A 13,685-nucleotide genomic window follows, 5' to 3' on the forward strand; every position below is an offset into this window, starting at 1 on the left:
TTAGGAAAACTGACTTTCGTAGACATTTAAGTGTTTTATTTCAAGGACTCCAGATACTGGACGATGTCTTTGATTTGATTGTCGTCAAGCGGACCACCAGCTTCTTTACCGAAAGCAGGCATCTTGTTGCCTGGCTTCTGCTCAAGAGGATCCTTGATCCACAGTTCCATATTCTCAGGAGTATGCTCCAAAACGCCAGCAAGCATGGATCGATCTGCAAATCCGTTAAGATTCGGCCCTAACCCCAATCCGCTAACATCTACAGCATGACAGGACATGCAGTTATCTTTAAACAGCTGCTCTCCAGCTTGTGCGTTTGCTGGAATGGCGGTCGGAGCTTTCATACTTTCTACCCATGCGTTGAAATCATCAGGACTCTTGGAATTAACCTTAAAGTCCATCAAAGCATGTGAGGCTCCACATAGCTCGGCACATTTCCCTTGAAATAAAGCAATCTCACTTGCCTCTAAATAGAAGACGTTAGCCATACCAGGATTTGTATCTATTTTCCCACCCAGAGACGGTACCCAGAAGGAGTGGTTAACATCGGCAGAAATTAGCTCAAAGGCAATTTTCTTGTCAGTAGGTATAACCAAATCCTGAGCGGTAACAATTCCCAAATCAGGATATTCGAACTGCCACCAGAATTGATAAGCAGTGACTTTTACTTGAAGGGCATCTGGATCCTGCCTGTAATCGGTCGAATGCTTGAATGTGTAAGCAACAGTAGGTACTGCAAGCACTAGCAGCAGCAGGATAGGAATAACTGTCCAAATAATTTCAAGAACGTGATTTCCTTCTACTTGTTTAGGTACACCTGTTTGACCCTTCCGTGCACGAAAGCGAATCAATACAAATACATAAATAGCAAAAACGACAACAACAACTAAGGCCATAATAAACAGACTAAGCTTCATTAAATCAAATTGCTCTGAAGCTACTGGACCTTTGGGAACCAAAGCGGAAATCGTTGGATTACCACAACCGGTTAGCAGAAACGTCAATACCGCAAAAAGGGGAATTAGACGCCAATTTTTTTTCAATCGATTCATTTCTATCAGCCCCACTTTTGAACCATTATTTTTACTGCACAGAACTCGCCATTGTCTATTAATCGTACCACATTTATTAACTATAAATTCGTTAAAACCTTTTGTCAATCGCTGTAGCGAAGTTCACAAATTGTTCTTATACAGCGCTGCATCAATGTTTTCCTTCCCTCTAGATTTCCTTATTTGAACTTCTTTATACATAAAAGGTGGATAAATATCCAACGCATATTAAGAAAGCCTCCATACCATCCTATAGAAGGAGACCAAAATCCAAGGAGGCCTGTCCTAAATGAGCGTTCAGAACTATTATCGGCTAACTGCCGCTTTCCTTTTACTGCTGCTTTTATCCGCCTGCTCCGTAGGCAAACAACCGGCAAAAATGAATTATGGACTACAGGGGGAAGACAAGACGGACTCGGAAAGATCTTATCAAACCCAGCAGCTTGTTGGGCCCGTTACCCATAATAACAGCTTGTTATCCTACAGCCAATCCCTTTCTAATATTGTTGCGGCTGCTAACGGCGTCAATGCGGCTATTGTTATGACGACGGATCAGCGGGCTTATGTAGCTGTAATGATGGATAGTACAGCTACTGGTACCAAGGGAAAGACCCGAGAAACGAATAATCAGGGTACAGTAACCGGCATTTACAATCCCGATACGCCAGAATCTGATTCCATGGATCCTAACAAGCTGAACAATGGCGCCAACAATGCAGAAACAGCTATACATCATGACCTGCTTGCTCATCGCTTCAAACAAGTATTGGCTGATAAAATCCGTTACAGCGCGCCATATTTACAAGATGTCTATATTTCTGCGAACCGTGATTTTGTCAATGAAATGAACCGTTACGCCCAAGAAAGCTGGAAAGGGAATTCGCTTCAACCTTATCTTTTACAATTTAATAAGCTTGTGACGGATGTATTTGGAACTGAACAAGTACCTCCCCCCCAACCTGCTGCTCAGCGATAAAATCTGCTGTTAAAACAACATGGAGCGGATAGAATGGCTATCCGCTGTTTTATTTTTCCTCCTTCTGCTGTAGAATGGAGTGATATCACATTAAATTATGTAGAAACAAGGGAGCTGGCGAACCGAAATGTCAAACGGATTTGCTTCACTAGGTATAAGAGAACAATTGGTTCAAAGGTTAAAGGAATCCGGAGTGGTCGAGCCAACGCCGATCCAGCGGCAAAGTATTCCCGCCCTGCTTTCAGGAACCGATATTATTGCACAAGCCCAGACTGGTACTGGAAAAACATTAGCTTTCGTTCTTCCCATACTGGAGTTAATAGATATAGAAAAAGAACATGTTCAAGCCCTGATACTAACTCCTACCCGGGAATTGGCTATTCAAATCACTGCAGAGCTAAATGAGCTTGCCCCTCTCGTGGGAGCAACTGTACTGGCAGCCTATGGTGGACAAGATGTAGAACGTCAGCTCAGAAAGCTGCAAAAAAATATACATATAGTAGTAGGCACGCCGGGAAGATTGCTTGATCATTTACGCCGCGGATCTGTAGAATTCTATAAGCTTAGCATGCTTGTTTTAGATGAAGCGGATCAAATGCTGCATATGGGATTCCTGAAGGATGTAGAGGAAATCATCGCACAAACTTCACCGCGCAGACAGACCCTGCTGTTCTCGGCTACTATGCCAGAGCAAGTGAGAACGCTGGCCAAACGCTATATGAAGGAATCGCTGGAAATTCAAATTAAAGCGAAACAAGTTACTTTGGAGGAGATCGAACAGATCATCGTTGAAGTATCGGACCAGGATAAGAAGGATGCGTTAATCCGCTCCATCATTCAATACAAGCCATATCTGGCTATGATCTTCTGCCGTACAAAGCGCAGAGCAAGCGAGCTGAACGAAGCCTTGCAGGAAAGCGGCTTTATGTCGGACGAGCTTCATGGCGATCTCTCCCAAGGCAAACGTGAGCAGGTCATGAAGAAATTCCGTGAAGCCAGAATCGAACTGCTGGTAGCAACGGATGTCGCCGCCCGCGGACTTGACGTTGAAGGCATTACACATATCTTTAACTATGACATTCCGCAGGATGCTGAAGGCTATATCCACCGCATAGGCCGGACTGGACGAGCCGGGCAAACCGGTGTAGCTGTCACCTTCGTGACACCAAGAGATATGGTCAATCTGGAATTGATCGAAAAAGGTATTCGCATGACCTTACTGAAATCTGGTGGCAGAACGAGGCCAGCATCAGCAGGCAAAAAGGTATACACTTCCGAAGCCGATGGCAGGAAGCCACGCTCAAGCAAAGACGGCAGGCCTGGTGGCCGCGCAGCTGCGCGAGGCGGCGGACGTGGCGCCGATGGCCGCGGTGGAGCCAACGGTCGTGGTGCTAGTGGCCGCGTAACTGAAGGACGCGCGGGGATTTCACGCGGCACTGAAGCAACGCGGCGTGCTGCAGGATCAGTCGCTGTAGGACGCGGCGACTCAGGACGCGGAGCAGACACGCGCGGCGCTGGCGGAAGAGGCGCTGAAGGCCGGGGCGCTTCCGGGCGCGGGGCAGACACGCGCGGTGCTGGCGGCTGGAGCGCCGAAGGGCGCAGTGTTGGTGGCCGCGGGGCGGACACGCGGGGCGCTGGCGGGCGCAAGCCTAGTGCTGAGGCAGGCGGTGAGCGCAGCCGCGGAGCACGTTCAGGCGGAGGCCAGGAAGGCGGACGCGCGCGGACAGCTGCGGCAAGTCCGTATGGCGAACGCTCAGGAACAGGAAACATGAGGAACGCAGCAGAAAGAACCGAGCGCAGCAACCGGGATAGCGCAGAGCAAACACGTGGAATCAAGATTGGACGCAAGACCGTAGATCCTGGAAGAACACCGAAAGCCGGAGCGAATCCTGAACGCGGCTTTGCTAGCAGGTCAGGAGCTGCCGATACTCGTGGACGCGACAACAGATCAAGCGCTGCAGCCAGAGTTCAAAAAGGCAAAGGGGCCACAGGAAGCCCAAGAGGCGGCAAGAGACCCAAAAAGTAAATCGCTTACCAATTACTTCTTTTGCTTTACCGTTTGTCAGGAAAGATGTAAAATAAAACCATGTATCCACCAATGCAGCAAGGGCGACTTCGCTGCATTTGGTGATCCTGCTCTTTACAAAAATCGTTTTCTACTAAAGGAGGCACATTTATGTACACTTTAAAGGAAAAAGAAATGATTTTTGTTTTTACAGGTCCACATGGCGCAGGGCGTAAAACGGTAGCAGAAATGTCTGGCTCAACCTTAGGCTTAAAGCAGGTTATTTCTTACACCACCAGACCGCAGCGCCCAACCGAGTTTGACGGGCAAGATTACCACTTTATCACATCTAAGCAATTTGCAGATGCTCAAGAACGTAATGAATTTATTGAAATAGGCACTATTAATCATCATTTTTATGGAATTAAAAGCAACGATATTCAACAAATGTTTTTGGCCGGACATAATATTTATTTAATTCTTAACCGTTTTGGCGCGGCCACACTAAAGGAATTGTACGGGGATCGTGTGGTGCGGGTTTTCATTTATGCCGACAGGGATATACTGGAGAAAAGGATGCGGGAAAGCGGCGATTCGGAAGAAAATATCCGGCTTTATCTATCTCATTTTGAAGAGGAAATGGCTTATCGCGAGGAATGTGAGGTATCCTTTGAAAATCTGGATTTAGCCCACACGGTATTTGATTTAACAAAAACATTGGATGAGACCCTAGGCCGCAATCTTGTTGATTTGGACTAATCACCTGTTATAGATTGAGATGCCTGGACGATACTCGTCCGGGTTTTTTCAGCATAATTAGAAAGTTAAGGTTTACAGTGTTAAAGTATTGTTAAAGTATGTAAAAGTGTGTAATTGGGCATTAGTTGGCACTATTATCTTACTTTGATTGGCTTACAGTCAAAAAAGTATTGCAGTTGGTAGGAAATCTCCTCCAAACCAAGAGAAAACCCTTGCTGGTTGTCCGTTTGATTATGGTGTTCGTACGATTGTAGCTGAAAGAGATAAGGGATAAGGGATAAGGGATAGGGTATGGGTGGAAAAGCATTAGCATCCGTCTTTAAAGATTTGTTCCAACCTCCACATCCATTCCATTCAAAGGAACGAATCTTTAATAGCGGCTGAAACCACAGCGATTCCCTCCCTCCATGCTCCAACTTCACGTACACGCACATCAAAGTACTTTGTCAACAGTCCCACTAGGCGTTTATTTCAATGATTCAGACTGTATATTCTTCGTCAACCTCATACTCTGGATCATCAAGATACACTCACACTTAAAATTTATAGGATGAAGGAGCGAAGAAATCGTGAAAATTATTTCCATAGAGCCTACGCCCAGTCCCAATTCTATGAAGCTGAATATGGACGAGTCACTAGCTCAGGGCATTCGCATCACTTATACACGCGATAACAGTGAAACTGCCCCAGACTACATGCAAAAGTTGCTTACTATTCCAGGGGTGAAAAGTGTTTTTCATGCAGCAGATTTCATTGCTGTAGACCGCACCCCCAAAGGAGATTGGCAGCTTATCCTTGGAGAAGCCCGCAAGGTGTTTGGTGAAGCTCCAACAGCGGAGAACAGAGCGCCTGAAGCTGAAGCTGTGCAGGAAGCGGATAGCTCTTACGGGGAGGCTCATGTTCTGGTACAGATGTTCCGCGGCATTCCCTTGCAGGTTCGTGTACGAGGCGGTGTGGAGGAAGCCCGGGTTGCCATGCCAGATCGCTTCTCTCAAGCAGCCATACAAGCAGGTACAGCATCGCCAAACCTGATTAGGGAACGCAAGCTTGAAGAACTGGGAGTCCGCTATGGCGAACTTAAGGATATAGCTAACGAAGTTGTCCAGGAGTTGGATGCTTCTTATGACGATGCGCGTTTAAGTGACCTTGTTTCCCATGCTATGCAGGAAACCCCTGAAGATTCTCCGCTGGAAGCAGAGTCAGCATTAAGTGCCAGTGCTACAGCTGAGCTGCTGCGCGATCCTGACTGGAAGAAACGTTATGCTGCGCTTCAAGGAGTGAAGCCTTCGCTTGAAACGCTCCCCCTTCTTATCCAGGCTCTGGAGGATGAGAAGGTATCTGTCCGGAGGCTGGCTACCGTCTATCTCGGCGATATCAAAGAGCCCGAAGTATTGCCCTACCTTTATCGTGCCCTGGAGGATCATACGCCTGCAGTACGAAGAACGGCTGGCGATACGCTATCTGATCTTGGCGATCCTTCAGCAATCCCAGCAATGATCAAGGCGCTTAAAGACACCAACAAGCTGGTACGCTGGCGCGCAGCCCGGTTTCTCTACGAGGTTGGCGATGAAACTGCTTTAGCTGCCTTACAGGAAGCGGCTGACGACTCTGAATTTGAGGTACGGATGCAAGTTAAAATAGCTTTAGAGCGCATAGAAGGCGGACATACCGCTGAGGGTTCAGTGTGGCAGCAAATGACTCGAAGAAATGACTAATTGAAATGATCAATAAACATGATTAATTGAATCACTAATTGGAATAGTTAATTGAAATAGTTAATTAAAATAGCTAATTCAATACGATATTAGTATATAAACAAGCATCACTTTCATAGATGAGAGTCGATGCTTGTTTTTTGCTTATAAGGATTTTAAGATAAATCCGCCGCGTCTACACAATCTATAAAAGTTGATTCAAAGGCAAGACCACCCAACCCCATGCGCGGCCAAAAAATGCAGAATGTACATCTTTTTCGACCATTTCCAGGCAAATTAACATACATTCCTGCAAAAATGCAGGATTTTGCCCCTTCTATTGCCATTTTGAGTAATCCAAGCCCTAAATTCCTGCACAATCTCGCAATCGCAGGTATTTCTCGGCGAGGAACTAATATTGAACAAAATTCCTGCACTTTTGCACTTTTTCAGACGCTAGAGTCGTTCAACTTTGACATGCTAAGGAGGAAAGCTTTGCAATTGATCATAAAAGAGGATAAGTAAATCCAAATAGAGTGAAGTCGAAGAATAGCAAGGCGGCAAGTAATGAAAATGAGGCAGCCAAGAGGAGAAAAGAAGTTAGCTTTAGCATTTTGCTTTAGCATCTAGCAATAGGCATTAGGCATCTGCACAGACAGCAGCAACAAGTAAAAAACACGCTTCTCTAAAGCATATCTAATACTTGAATGCCTTGAAATAAAGTGGCCAAATAGAGGTTGTCGCCGTCGCTGTCTATGTCGGTAATGGGGTAGCCCAGTTTGATGGACACAAGGGTGATATCTCCACGGAAATAACTTAACCGGTACAAGCCGCGCTCGGAACAAACGTACACCTCGTTGCCTTTGGCAATGATGGAAAAAAGGAAATGATCCTCGAAATGAATAATTTCGAAGCCGCCTTTTTTGTCCCCTTTTAACAAATCACCTTTGTCCGTTATTCCTAGTATGTGGCCCTGATAAACAGCCAGGCTTGTAATAGCAGATTCCATCGGAAACTCCATCCACGAATCCATATAACGATCATAAATGGCAAGCCCCTGCGCAAGTGCAAGTATCACAAAATGAGGCAAGTATAAAAAATCATATACAATTGTATTGGAATAGGCCGTTTTCTTCCATTCGCCTAAAGTTCGGCACCATAGACCATATTGGGTTGTGGCAAAACAGTTCCCTTCCAGCTCTTTATATTGGTAACAGGTGATAGCCAGCTCTGTTTCCAGCCATTCATTTGTCCCGTATTTGAAGAGCCCGTTATTTGTACAGGCATACAGTTGATTTCCGCATACTTGCAGGCGGTTTACATGCGTATTATTGGGCAGTCCCCGTGATAAATTTTCCCATTCATGACTTTCCTTTTGCTTTCTCAATATCCCCCTGCCAAGCGGGGCCGCAACCAAGGAAGCATCTTCACAAATCTTAATAGAAGAAAAATGAAATAAATATCGAGTTGGCTCGTTCTTGGGGTTATTTAACATATTCTCAACTCCACAGGCTTGTCATCATTTTTGATTTTTGTTTTTGTATCTGTTATTGTATCTGTTATTGTTTTCGTTAAAATCTGTTCCAGCTGTCTATTCATATCTTCGGTTTCTTTCTCCAGTTGCTGCTCCAAGGAGCTCGTTACAATTTCATATAACACACCCAAGTGTATCCCATCCCTCTCGCTAACAAACGTTATAATTAGTTGGAACAGTTTCAGTTTCAAAGCGACTATAGCAATCATTTTGAAAAGGACAGCTGCGGCATTCGCTCTTTGCATCGAACTTTTTTATTTCAACAGCCTCCGGAAGAAAATCGCGGATAAGGCGCATATAATCCATAGAAGCTTCAATGGTATGCTCATCGGGGTAGAAGGTCCGCTTTTTACCGTCTAGAATAGTGAATACTTCGATTTTTTCGGGCAATCTGGCAAAAGCACTGAAGCAAAAAACAGCCGCCATATGCTGAAAAGCGGTTATGACCTCGTCGTCGTTATCAACGATAAATTTTTGCACGGTATAAGCGCTGTTTGAAGCGTTAGGATGCCCGAAAATAGCTTGGAAAATCAAGGACATTTGCAAATCAAGGCGGCTGACATATGTATCCCATTTTTCAAAAAGAACCATTGGATTCTCTTCATGCTGCTGCGAAGTCAAGGTGTTTGATAGATGAGAAATCACTTTCCTTTTGATCTCCCAGAAATGCTCTCTGGATTCAAACTTATAGCCCCGGTTGCTCCAATGTCTATTGACCAGGTCCGCTACGTTGAGACTCTTTCTTTGGGAAGCAGGCAAGGTATAGTAGTCTTTGATCGTATGACTTACTGCATACTGCACTAACTGTCTCCAATTCACATCTGAAGCAGCTTGATCCTCCTGCTCTTTTTGCTTATGAAACCGGTATGGGCATCTCAATAATTCTTCAAGCTTGTAATCTTCAATCAGGTGCATCGCGCCCAAAAGTTGGTTCCTCCTTCGGTTCAACAAATTGATTTAGCCGCATTCAGAATGCTTACGAATTGCTTGCCGAACTCCTTGCAGCTTGCTTTCTCTTCGTTAGACGGGTTCAGCTCAATCTTCATTCCTTCCAGGACGTTCTCTGCGCCCAGTTCCTGAAGCTTACGGATCAAAATGTCGACTGCCGCTCCATATTCCGAGTAGGAAGAGTCCGCCGAACCAAATACGGCTGCTTTGCGCCCATGCAAATCAAGATCATCCATCTCATCGTAAAAATCGAGGAATTCATCAGGAAGATCGCCATCCCCCCATGTATAGGCTCCAAGCAGGATTCCTTCGTAGTCGGAGAGTTCACTAACGTTCGTATCGAGGACTGATTTTACAACGGGTTCTATACCTTCAGCGCGAATACCTTCAGCAATGGCATCTGCGATTTCTTCTGTATTTCCAGTCATGCTTGCAAAAACAATAATAATATTGGACATTCATTTCCCTCCGATGGGCTTAAGATTATTAAAATTCTTTTTATCTAATTCCATATTAGTGATAATGATTATCATTGTCAACATATAAATAAAAACCGATTCGGATTGACATCGGTTTTCACGAGTTTATTTCCAGCTTAGCTTGCAACCAGCTTTTTATCCGCTTGTGCCTCATTCTTTTGCATATTGTTCAAAGTACACAATCCGCTCGGCAATCGTTGGATGTGAGCCCCGAAACCACTTGATCAGCTTAGGCTGGGTGACGGGTGCCAGGTTTTCTTTGGCTATTTTCTGAAAAGCGTGAATGGCAGCATCGCCGTTATGGGTTATTTTCATAGCATATGTATCAGCCCGATGTTCCATGACTCTCGAAAAGGTGTTCTGTGCTGGCGCTGACAAAAAGCCCATAGCCGCCACGATAGCCAAAAGCACTGGTAAAGCAGCTAAATCCCGCTCGCCATGAATCCCCCACACAGCCCCCCATCGCTGAATCGAATATCGGTAAATATAGGATGCCAGCCAAAAACCAATAAAGCTCAAAATCATGCCATAAAGGATTCCCCAGTATATATGCTTCTCCACAAAGTGGCCCATTTCATGAGCCATTACGCTTAAAATCTCTTCTTTTTGCAGCTTGTTTAAAATGGTGTCCCATAAGACAATCCGTGCATTTCCACCAATTCCATTCACATAGGCGTTGATTGCGTTCGTTCGCTCCGACATATTCACTTGATACACTTGATCTGTAGGAATATCCGCCTGCTCTGCCAGAGTTAAGATCTCTTTTTTCAAACCTTGATCCTGAAGCGGTTGAAAATCATTGTATAACGGATCCAGCAAAACAGGCTGCACGAAAGACACAAACAGCAGGAGCGGTATGGAAATAAGCCACAGCCAGAGCCACCAGCGACGTGGACTTTTATTCAACAACAACCGGAAGATAGCCACTATAATTAAGGTTCCGATGCCGTTGATCAGGAAATTTTTGATATGGTCGCTGAAAAATAAAGCTAATGTTTCATTCGAGATGCCATAGCTTTGATTCACCCTCAGCAGCAAATAATCAATCGGCAGAAAAAGTAGATCGAACAATAAAAGAAATAGGCCGACAAAAGCTGCCATTTGCCAAAAGGAATGCCGAAACCAGCGCCCAGCCAAATCACGCAGACGTACGGACACACCGAGCAAAATCAGCAGCAGCCCTATCTGCATCGGAGTCAGAATAAAATAGCCAAGCGAATTGATTCGTGAGAGAGATTCTGCCTTGATAATTTGTTCCCCCGTCATAAAGGTCGCCGGGTCGGCAGCAGTCCCCTGCAGCCCTGATGGGATGGCATACAAATCTCCCTGCATTAGATATATACTAATTACTGCTGCGTAGAGTATAAATCCCGTGATGATCATGGTATGGATTTTTCTCATGACAGCCCCCCTCAAACAAAGTCCTATGTTATTAGAGTCTCGCCAAGAAGCAGTGACTGTAATCTGGACTCTTCGAGGCCAATCCTCTTCCACTCCAGGTAAAGCCGTTGAAGCGCCTCATCAGCAGTGTCATCAGCCAGCCTGAAGGCTCCGTAGTGCATCGGGATAAATACTTCACCCTTGACGTCCATGAAAGCTTGTACAGCTTCCTCAGGCGTTACATGCTGCATAGACATGAACCACTCCGGCTCGTAAGCACCTATCGGCATCAGCACATAGTGCAGCTTGCCAAAGCGCTCGCCAATCTGTTTAAATCCTTCAAAGTAGCCGCTGTCCCCGGCGAAGTAAATTGTGTTGGTGCTGCCATTGCCGTCAGCCAAGTCGCCATCGTCGCCTGTCCTACCGGTACTGTCATAGCGGGCATGGCCAGCCACCCCGACATTCGTTGCAGCGGCGCCTTCAACGCCTTGAATGACCCACCCACCCCAGTGGGATGTGTTGGTGTCCCACAGCGTGCGCCGCGTCCAATGCTGGGCGGGCACGAAATGAAAGGCTGCTCCGCCAATCTCCATGCTTCCCCACCAGGGAAGCTCTCTCACTGCGGCGAAGCCTTTGCGCTTAATCGTGCCGCCGAGTCCCTCCGGCACGAGCAGCTGCGGGCGGCCAGGCAGCGCCCGCAGTGAGCTGTAGTGCAGGTGATCGTAGTGTCCGTGCGACAGCAGGATCACGTCGATCTCCGGCAGTTCGCGGATCGCGAGCCCCGGCTCCGTGAGCCGCCTGGCGAAGCCCATGCGCGAGGCCCAGACGGGGTCGGTCACGATGTTGAGACCGGCCGTTTGCAACAAAAACGTGGAATGCCCGATCCAGGTAATCGTCGTCTTCTCACGATTGTTAAGCAAGAATTCAAGCTCCTTTTTCTCGCTTTGAGACACGGTAAAGCTGAGATCCTTGACCTTCGTTTTCCGTTCCTTTTGCCATTTGCGTACATCCTTAAGAGAATTAATAGTCGCCGCTGCATTCATATTCACATATCGTTTTCGAGCCATCCTTGAAGTCTCCCTTATATGTATGGATACAAGCATCATAACATGACCATCACCTTGAGAAAAATTCCTTCGCAGATGTCATTAGCGCAAACATATTACTCTGAGATTCCCCCGATCGGTCAGCATGCATGCGCAAAGCCCTACTATCGCTCAACATTTTTGTATCCGAAATTTAACCCAAAAAGAAGAAGCCTGCAGAGAGGGGACTGTTGACAAATTACCTTTTTGACGAAATTGACGTTTGACAACCCGCATAAACACTGGGAATCTAAAAGTCTTTTTTCGAAAAATTGGCTTTTGTCAACAGTCCCGAGAGGGCAGACTTCTTCTTTCTGATGAACTTACTAGTATAGTAAAGTTTTTTTAACGGAAGCGCAGCCCTGGAACAGTTCGCCTCTCCCGAGTTGAGCGGGCACTTTCACTTAACGATGTTTTTCATCGTTAAGTCAAGTATTTGGAGTAGCACCAGCGTTTTTACGATGAAAAACATCGTTAAAGTAGCAATTTTTCTCTTTCTGTTCTCCCTTCTCTCCCTTCTCTTCCTTCTCTTCCTCCGCTAGCTAGCCGACTCCATCCATATAAAGCATCTCAAGAAATCTCTCCGGTTGTGTCTCCACTTGAGCGTTTGGACAACAATCTCTTAATTACCACAGCTGCTTCTGCTCTGCTTGCCTGAGACTTCGGCACGAATCTATTGTCGCTTCTGCCATTGATGATGCCTTCACGAACGGCAATCTGTATATCTTTAATCGCCCATTCACTAAAAGAGTGTGCATCCGCAAACGGTATTTCACCTATTCCACCTACTGCACCTAATGAACCTTGTTCCTCAAACGTTCCCGCAGAAGCATACCTGCCCGCTCTCATAAGCATAACCGTCATTTCTTCTCTGGTAACATCTTGCTCAGGAGCGAAGCTGCTGTCTGTCCTCCCCTTGATAATTCCTGCGGTGTATGCGCTGCTTACTACTCCAGCATACCAGGAATCCGCCGGTACATCCGTAAATGGATTGGGATCAGCCGTTGCTTTCAGTGTCAATGCTCTTGAAATCATCGCAGCAAACTGTGCCCTGGTCACCTTGGCTTCCGGAACGAAATGATTTTCATCCATACCATCGATGATGCCCATCGAAGCGAGCAGCTCAATATCCGCTTGCGCCCAGTGCCCAACCAAATCTATGAAGGCTTTGCCCATTGAGACACTTTTTCCAACGCTTGTTAGGGTGCTCTTCGATTGGTCGGTTACCACCTTCATAGACTCCCATTTCACTGTGGTTTCCCCATGCTTCTTGAGCTTAAAAGTTAAGGTACCGATGGTCATATTCCCGCTATCTCCAGCTACGCTGCCGATTTTGGTGTGGGCAATGGTAATCTTGTTATTTTTGATGATTGGAGAGACAGAGAAGCCATCCATATTTGATTTGGCGCCCAATAATTCAAGCTTGTCAGGATCATAAGAGAATACGGCTTCGTATCCATATACGTTCACGATGTTTTTTCCGCTCATGGTCAAAGTAACTTTTCCCTCGACAGCTTTACTCACATCCAAAAGAAACATTGGAGCTTGAGCTGTTTCCGCGTTAGCCGTTTCAAAAAATTGAACTGGTGAACTAAGTGTAACTATCAGCAGCAAAGCGATCCAAATCCGCAAAATCATCCCCTCCTTATCTCATCCTGCTCCCCAAACTGCTCATGCTTAGTACTTCTTCTACTTCTCACACTCCATCAAACAGGAGGCAACGCACCCCCTGTTTGATAGTCTACTTAATTCATAACCTGTTATTATATGCTG

At 46.0% G+C, this 13,685-nt stretch carries 12 protein-coding genes; 4 read left to right on the top strand and 8 right to left on the bottom strand.

The genetic code is table 11. The features are described 5' to 3' along the window. Positions 1-35 precede the first annotated feature (35 nt). Positions 36-1,052, bottom strand: coding sequence for a cytochrome c oxidase subunit II (gene coxB, locus J2Z66_RS19525; protein WP_209973450.1), 1,017 nt, complete (start codon positions 1,050-1,052; stop codon positions 36-38). A 289-nt stretch (positions 1,053-1,341) separates the two neighbouring features. Between coxB and J2Z66_RS19530 the strand changes: the two genes are divergently transcribed. The 4 genes from J2Z66_RS19530 to J2Z66_RS19545 all read left to right on the top strand — a co-directional run bounded on the left by J2Z66_RS19530 (position 1,342) and on the right by J2Z66_RS19545 (position 6,507). After that, complete coding sequence (locus J2Z66_RS19530) at positions 1,342-2,028, top strand: hypothetical protein (protein WP_209973453.1); 687 nt, start codon at positions 1,342-1,344, stop codon at positions 2,026-2,028. A 127-nt stretch (positions 2,029-2,155) separates the two neighbouring features. Further along, the gene (locus J2Z66_RS19535) at positions 2,156-4,054 is read left to right on the top strand and encodes a DEAD/DEAH box helicase (RefSeq protein WP_209973454.1); all 1,899 of its coding nucleotides are present in this window, start codon (positions 2,156-2,158) and stop codon (positions 4,052-4,054) included. Positions 4,055-4,204: 150 nt separating this feature from the next. Next, a complete protein-coding gene (locus J2Z66_RS19540) occupies positions 4,205-4,792 on the top strand; it encodes a guanylate kinase (RefSeq protein ID WP_209973456.1) in 588 nt (195 codons plus the stop codon). Positions 4,793-5,361: 569 nt separating this feature from the next. Then, entirely contained in the window at positions 5,362-6,507 is a 1,146-nt protein-coding gene (locus J2Z66_RS19545; protein WP_209973458.1) for a virulence factor, read from the top strand. Positions 6,508-7,171: 664 nt separating this feature from the next. Here the strand turns inward: J2Z66_RS19545 and J2Z66_RS19550 are convergent. The 7 genes from J2Z66_RS19550 to J2Z66_RS19580 all read right to left on the bottom strand — a co-directional run bounded on the left by J2Z66_RS19550 (position 7,172) and on the right by J2Z66_RS19580 (position 13,544). Further along, positions 7,172-7,981, bottom strand: coding sequence for a hypothetical protein (locus J2Z66_RS19550; protein WP_209973461.1), 810 nt, complete (start codon positions 7,979-7,981; stop codon positions 7,172-7,174). Continuing rightward, the gene (locus J2Z66_RS19555) at positions 7,975-8,151 is read right to left on the bottom strand and encodes a hypothetical protein (RefSeq protein WP_209973463.1); all 177 of its coding nucleotides are present in this window, start codon (positions 8,149-8,151) and stop codon (positions 7,975-7,977) included. Before J2Z66_RS19555 ends, J2Z66_RS19550 begins: the two co-directional genes overlap by 7 nt. A 19-nt stretch (positions 8,152-8,170) precedes the next feature. Next, positions 8,171-8,944: a hypothetical protein gene (locus J2Z66_RS19560; protein ID WP_209973464.1), complete on the bottom strand. Its 774-nt coding sequence runs from the start codon at positions 8,942-8,944 to the stop codon at positions 8,171-8,173. 20 nt (positions 8,945-8,964) lie between these two features. After that, a complete protein-coding gene (locus tag J2Z66_RS19565) occupies positions 8,965-9,426 on the bottom strand; it encodes a flavodoxin (RefSeq protein ID WP_209973465.1) in 462 nt (153 codons plus the stop codon). A 171-nt stretch (positions 9,427-9,597) separates the two neighbouring features. Beyond that, positions 9,598-10,848, bottom strand: coding sequence for a M48 family metallopeptidase (locus tag J2Z66_RS19570; RefSeq protein ID WP_209973467.1), 1,251 nt, complete (start codon positions 10,846-10,848; stop codon positions 9,598-9,600). 23 nt (positions 10,849-10,871) lie between these two features. Continuing rightward, positions 10,872-11,930, bottom strand: coding sequence for an MBL fold metallo-hydrolase (locus tag J2Z66_RS19575; protein ID WP_245375673.1), 1,059 nt, complete (start codon positions 11,928-11,930; stop codon positions 10,872-10,874). A 552-nt stretch (positions 11,931-12,482) separates the two neighbouring features. After that, positions 12,483-13,544 (bottom strand): S-layer homology domain-containing protein, encoded by a 1,062-nt coding sequence (locus tag J2Z66_RS19580; RefSeq protein ID WP_209973469.1) that lies wholly within the window; start codon positions 13,542-13,544, stop codon positions 12,483-12,485. Between the last annotated feature and the right edge of the window lie 141 nt (positions 13,545-13,685).

Origin of the sequence: Paenibacillus eucommiae, from assembly GCF_017874215.1 — a bacterium.
Taxonomy (GTDB): domain Bacteria; phylum Bacillota; class Bacilli; order Paenibacillales; family NBRC-103111; genus Paenibacillus_AI; species Paenibacillus_AI eucommiae.

Coding starts and splice junctions, on each gene's coding strand:
- J2Z66_RS19550 (WP_209973461.1), bottom strand. CDS start 7,981: ATGTTAAATAACCCCAAGAACGAGCCAACTCGATATTTATTTCATTTT.
- J2Z66_RS19535 (WP_209973454.1), top strand. CDS start 2,156: ATGTCAAACGGATTTGCTTCACTAGGTATAAGAGAACAATTGGTTCAA.
- J2Z66_RS19575 (WP_245375673.1), bottom strand. CDS start 11,930: ATGCTTGTATCCATACATATAAGGGAGACTTCAAGGATGGCTCGAAAA.
- J2Z66_RS19570 (WP_209973467.1), bottom strand. CDS start 10,848: ATGAGAAAAATCCATACCATGATCATCACGGGATTTATACTCTACGCA.
- J2Z66_RS19530 (WP_209973453.1), top strand. CDS start 1,342: ATGAGCGTTCAGAACTATTATCGGCTAACTGCCGCTTTCCTTTTACTG.
- coxB (WP_209973450.1), bottom strand. CDS start 1,052: ATGAATCGATTGAAAAAAAATTGGCGTCTAATTCCCCTTTTTGCGGTA.
- J2Z66_RS19565 (WP_209973465.1), bottom strand. CDS start 9,426: ATGTCCAATATTATTATTGTTTTTGCAAGCATGACTGGAAATACAGAA.
- J2Z66_RS19540 (WP_209973456.1), top strand. CDS start 4,205: ATGTACACTTTAAAGGAAAAAGAAATGATTTTTGTTTTTACAGGTCCA.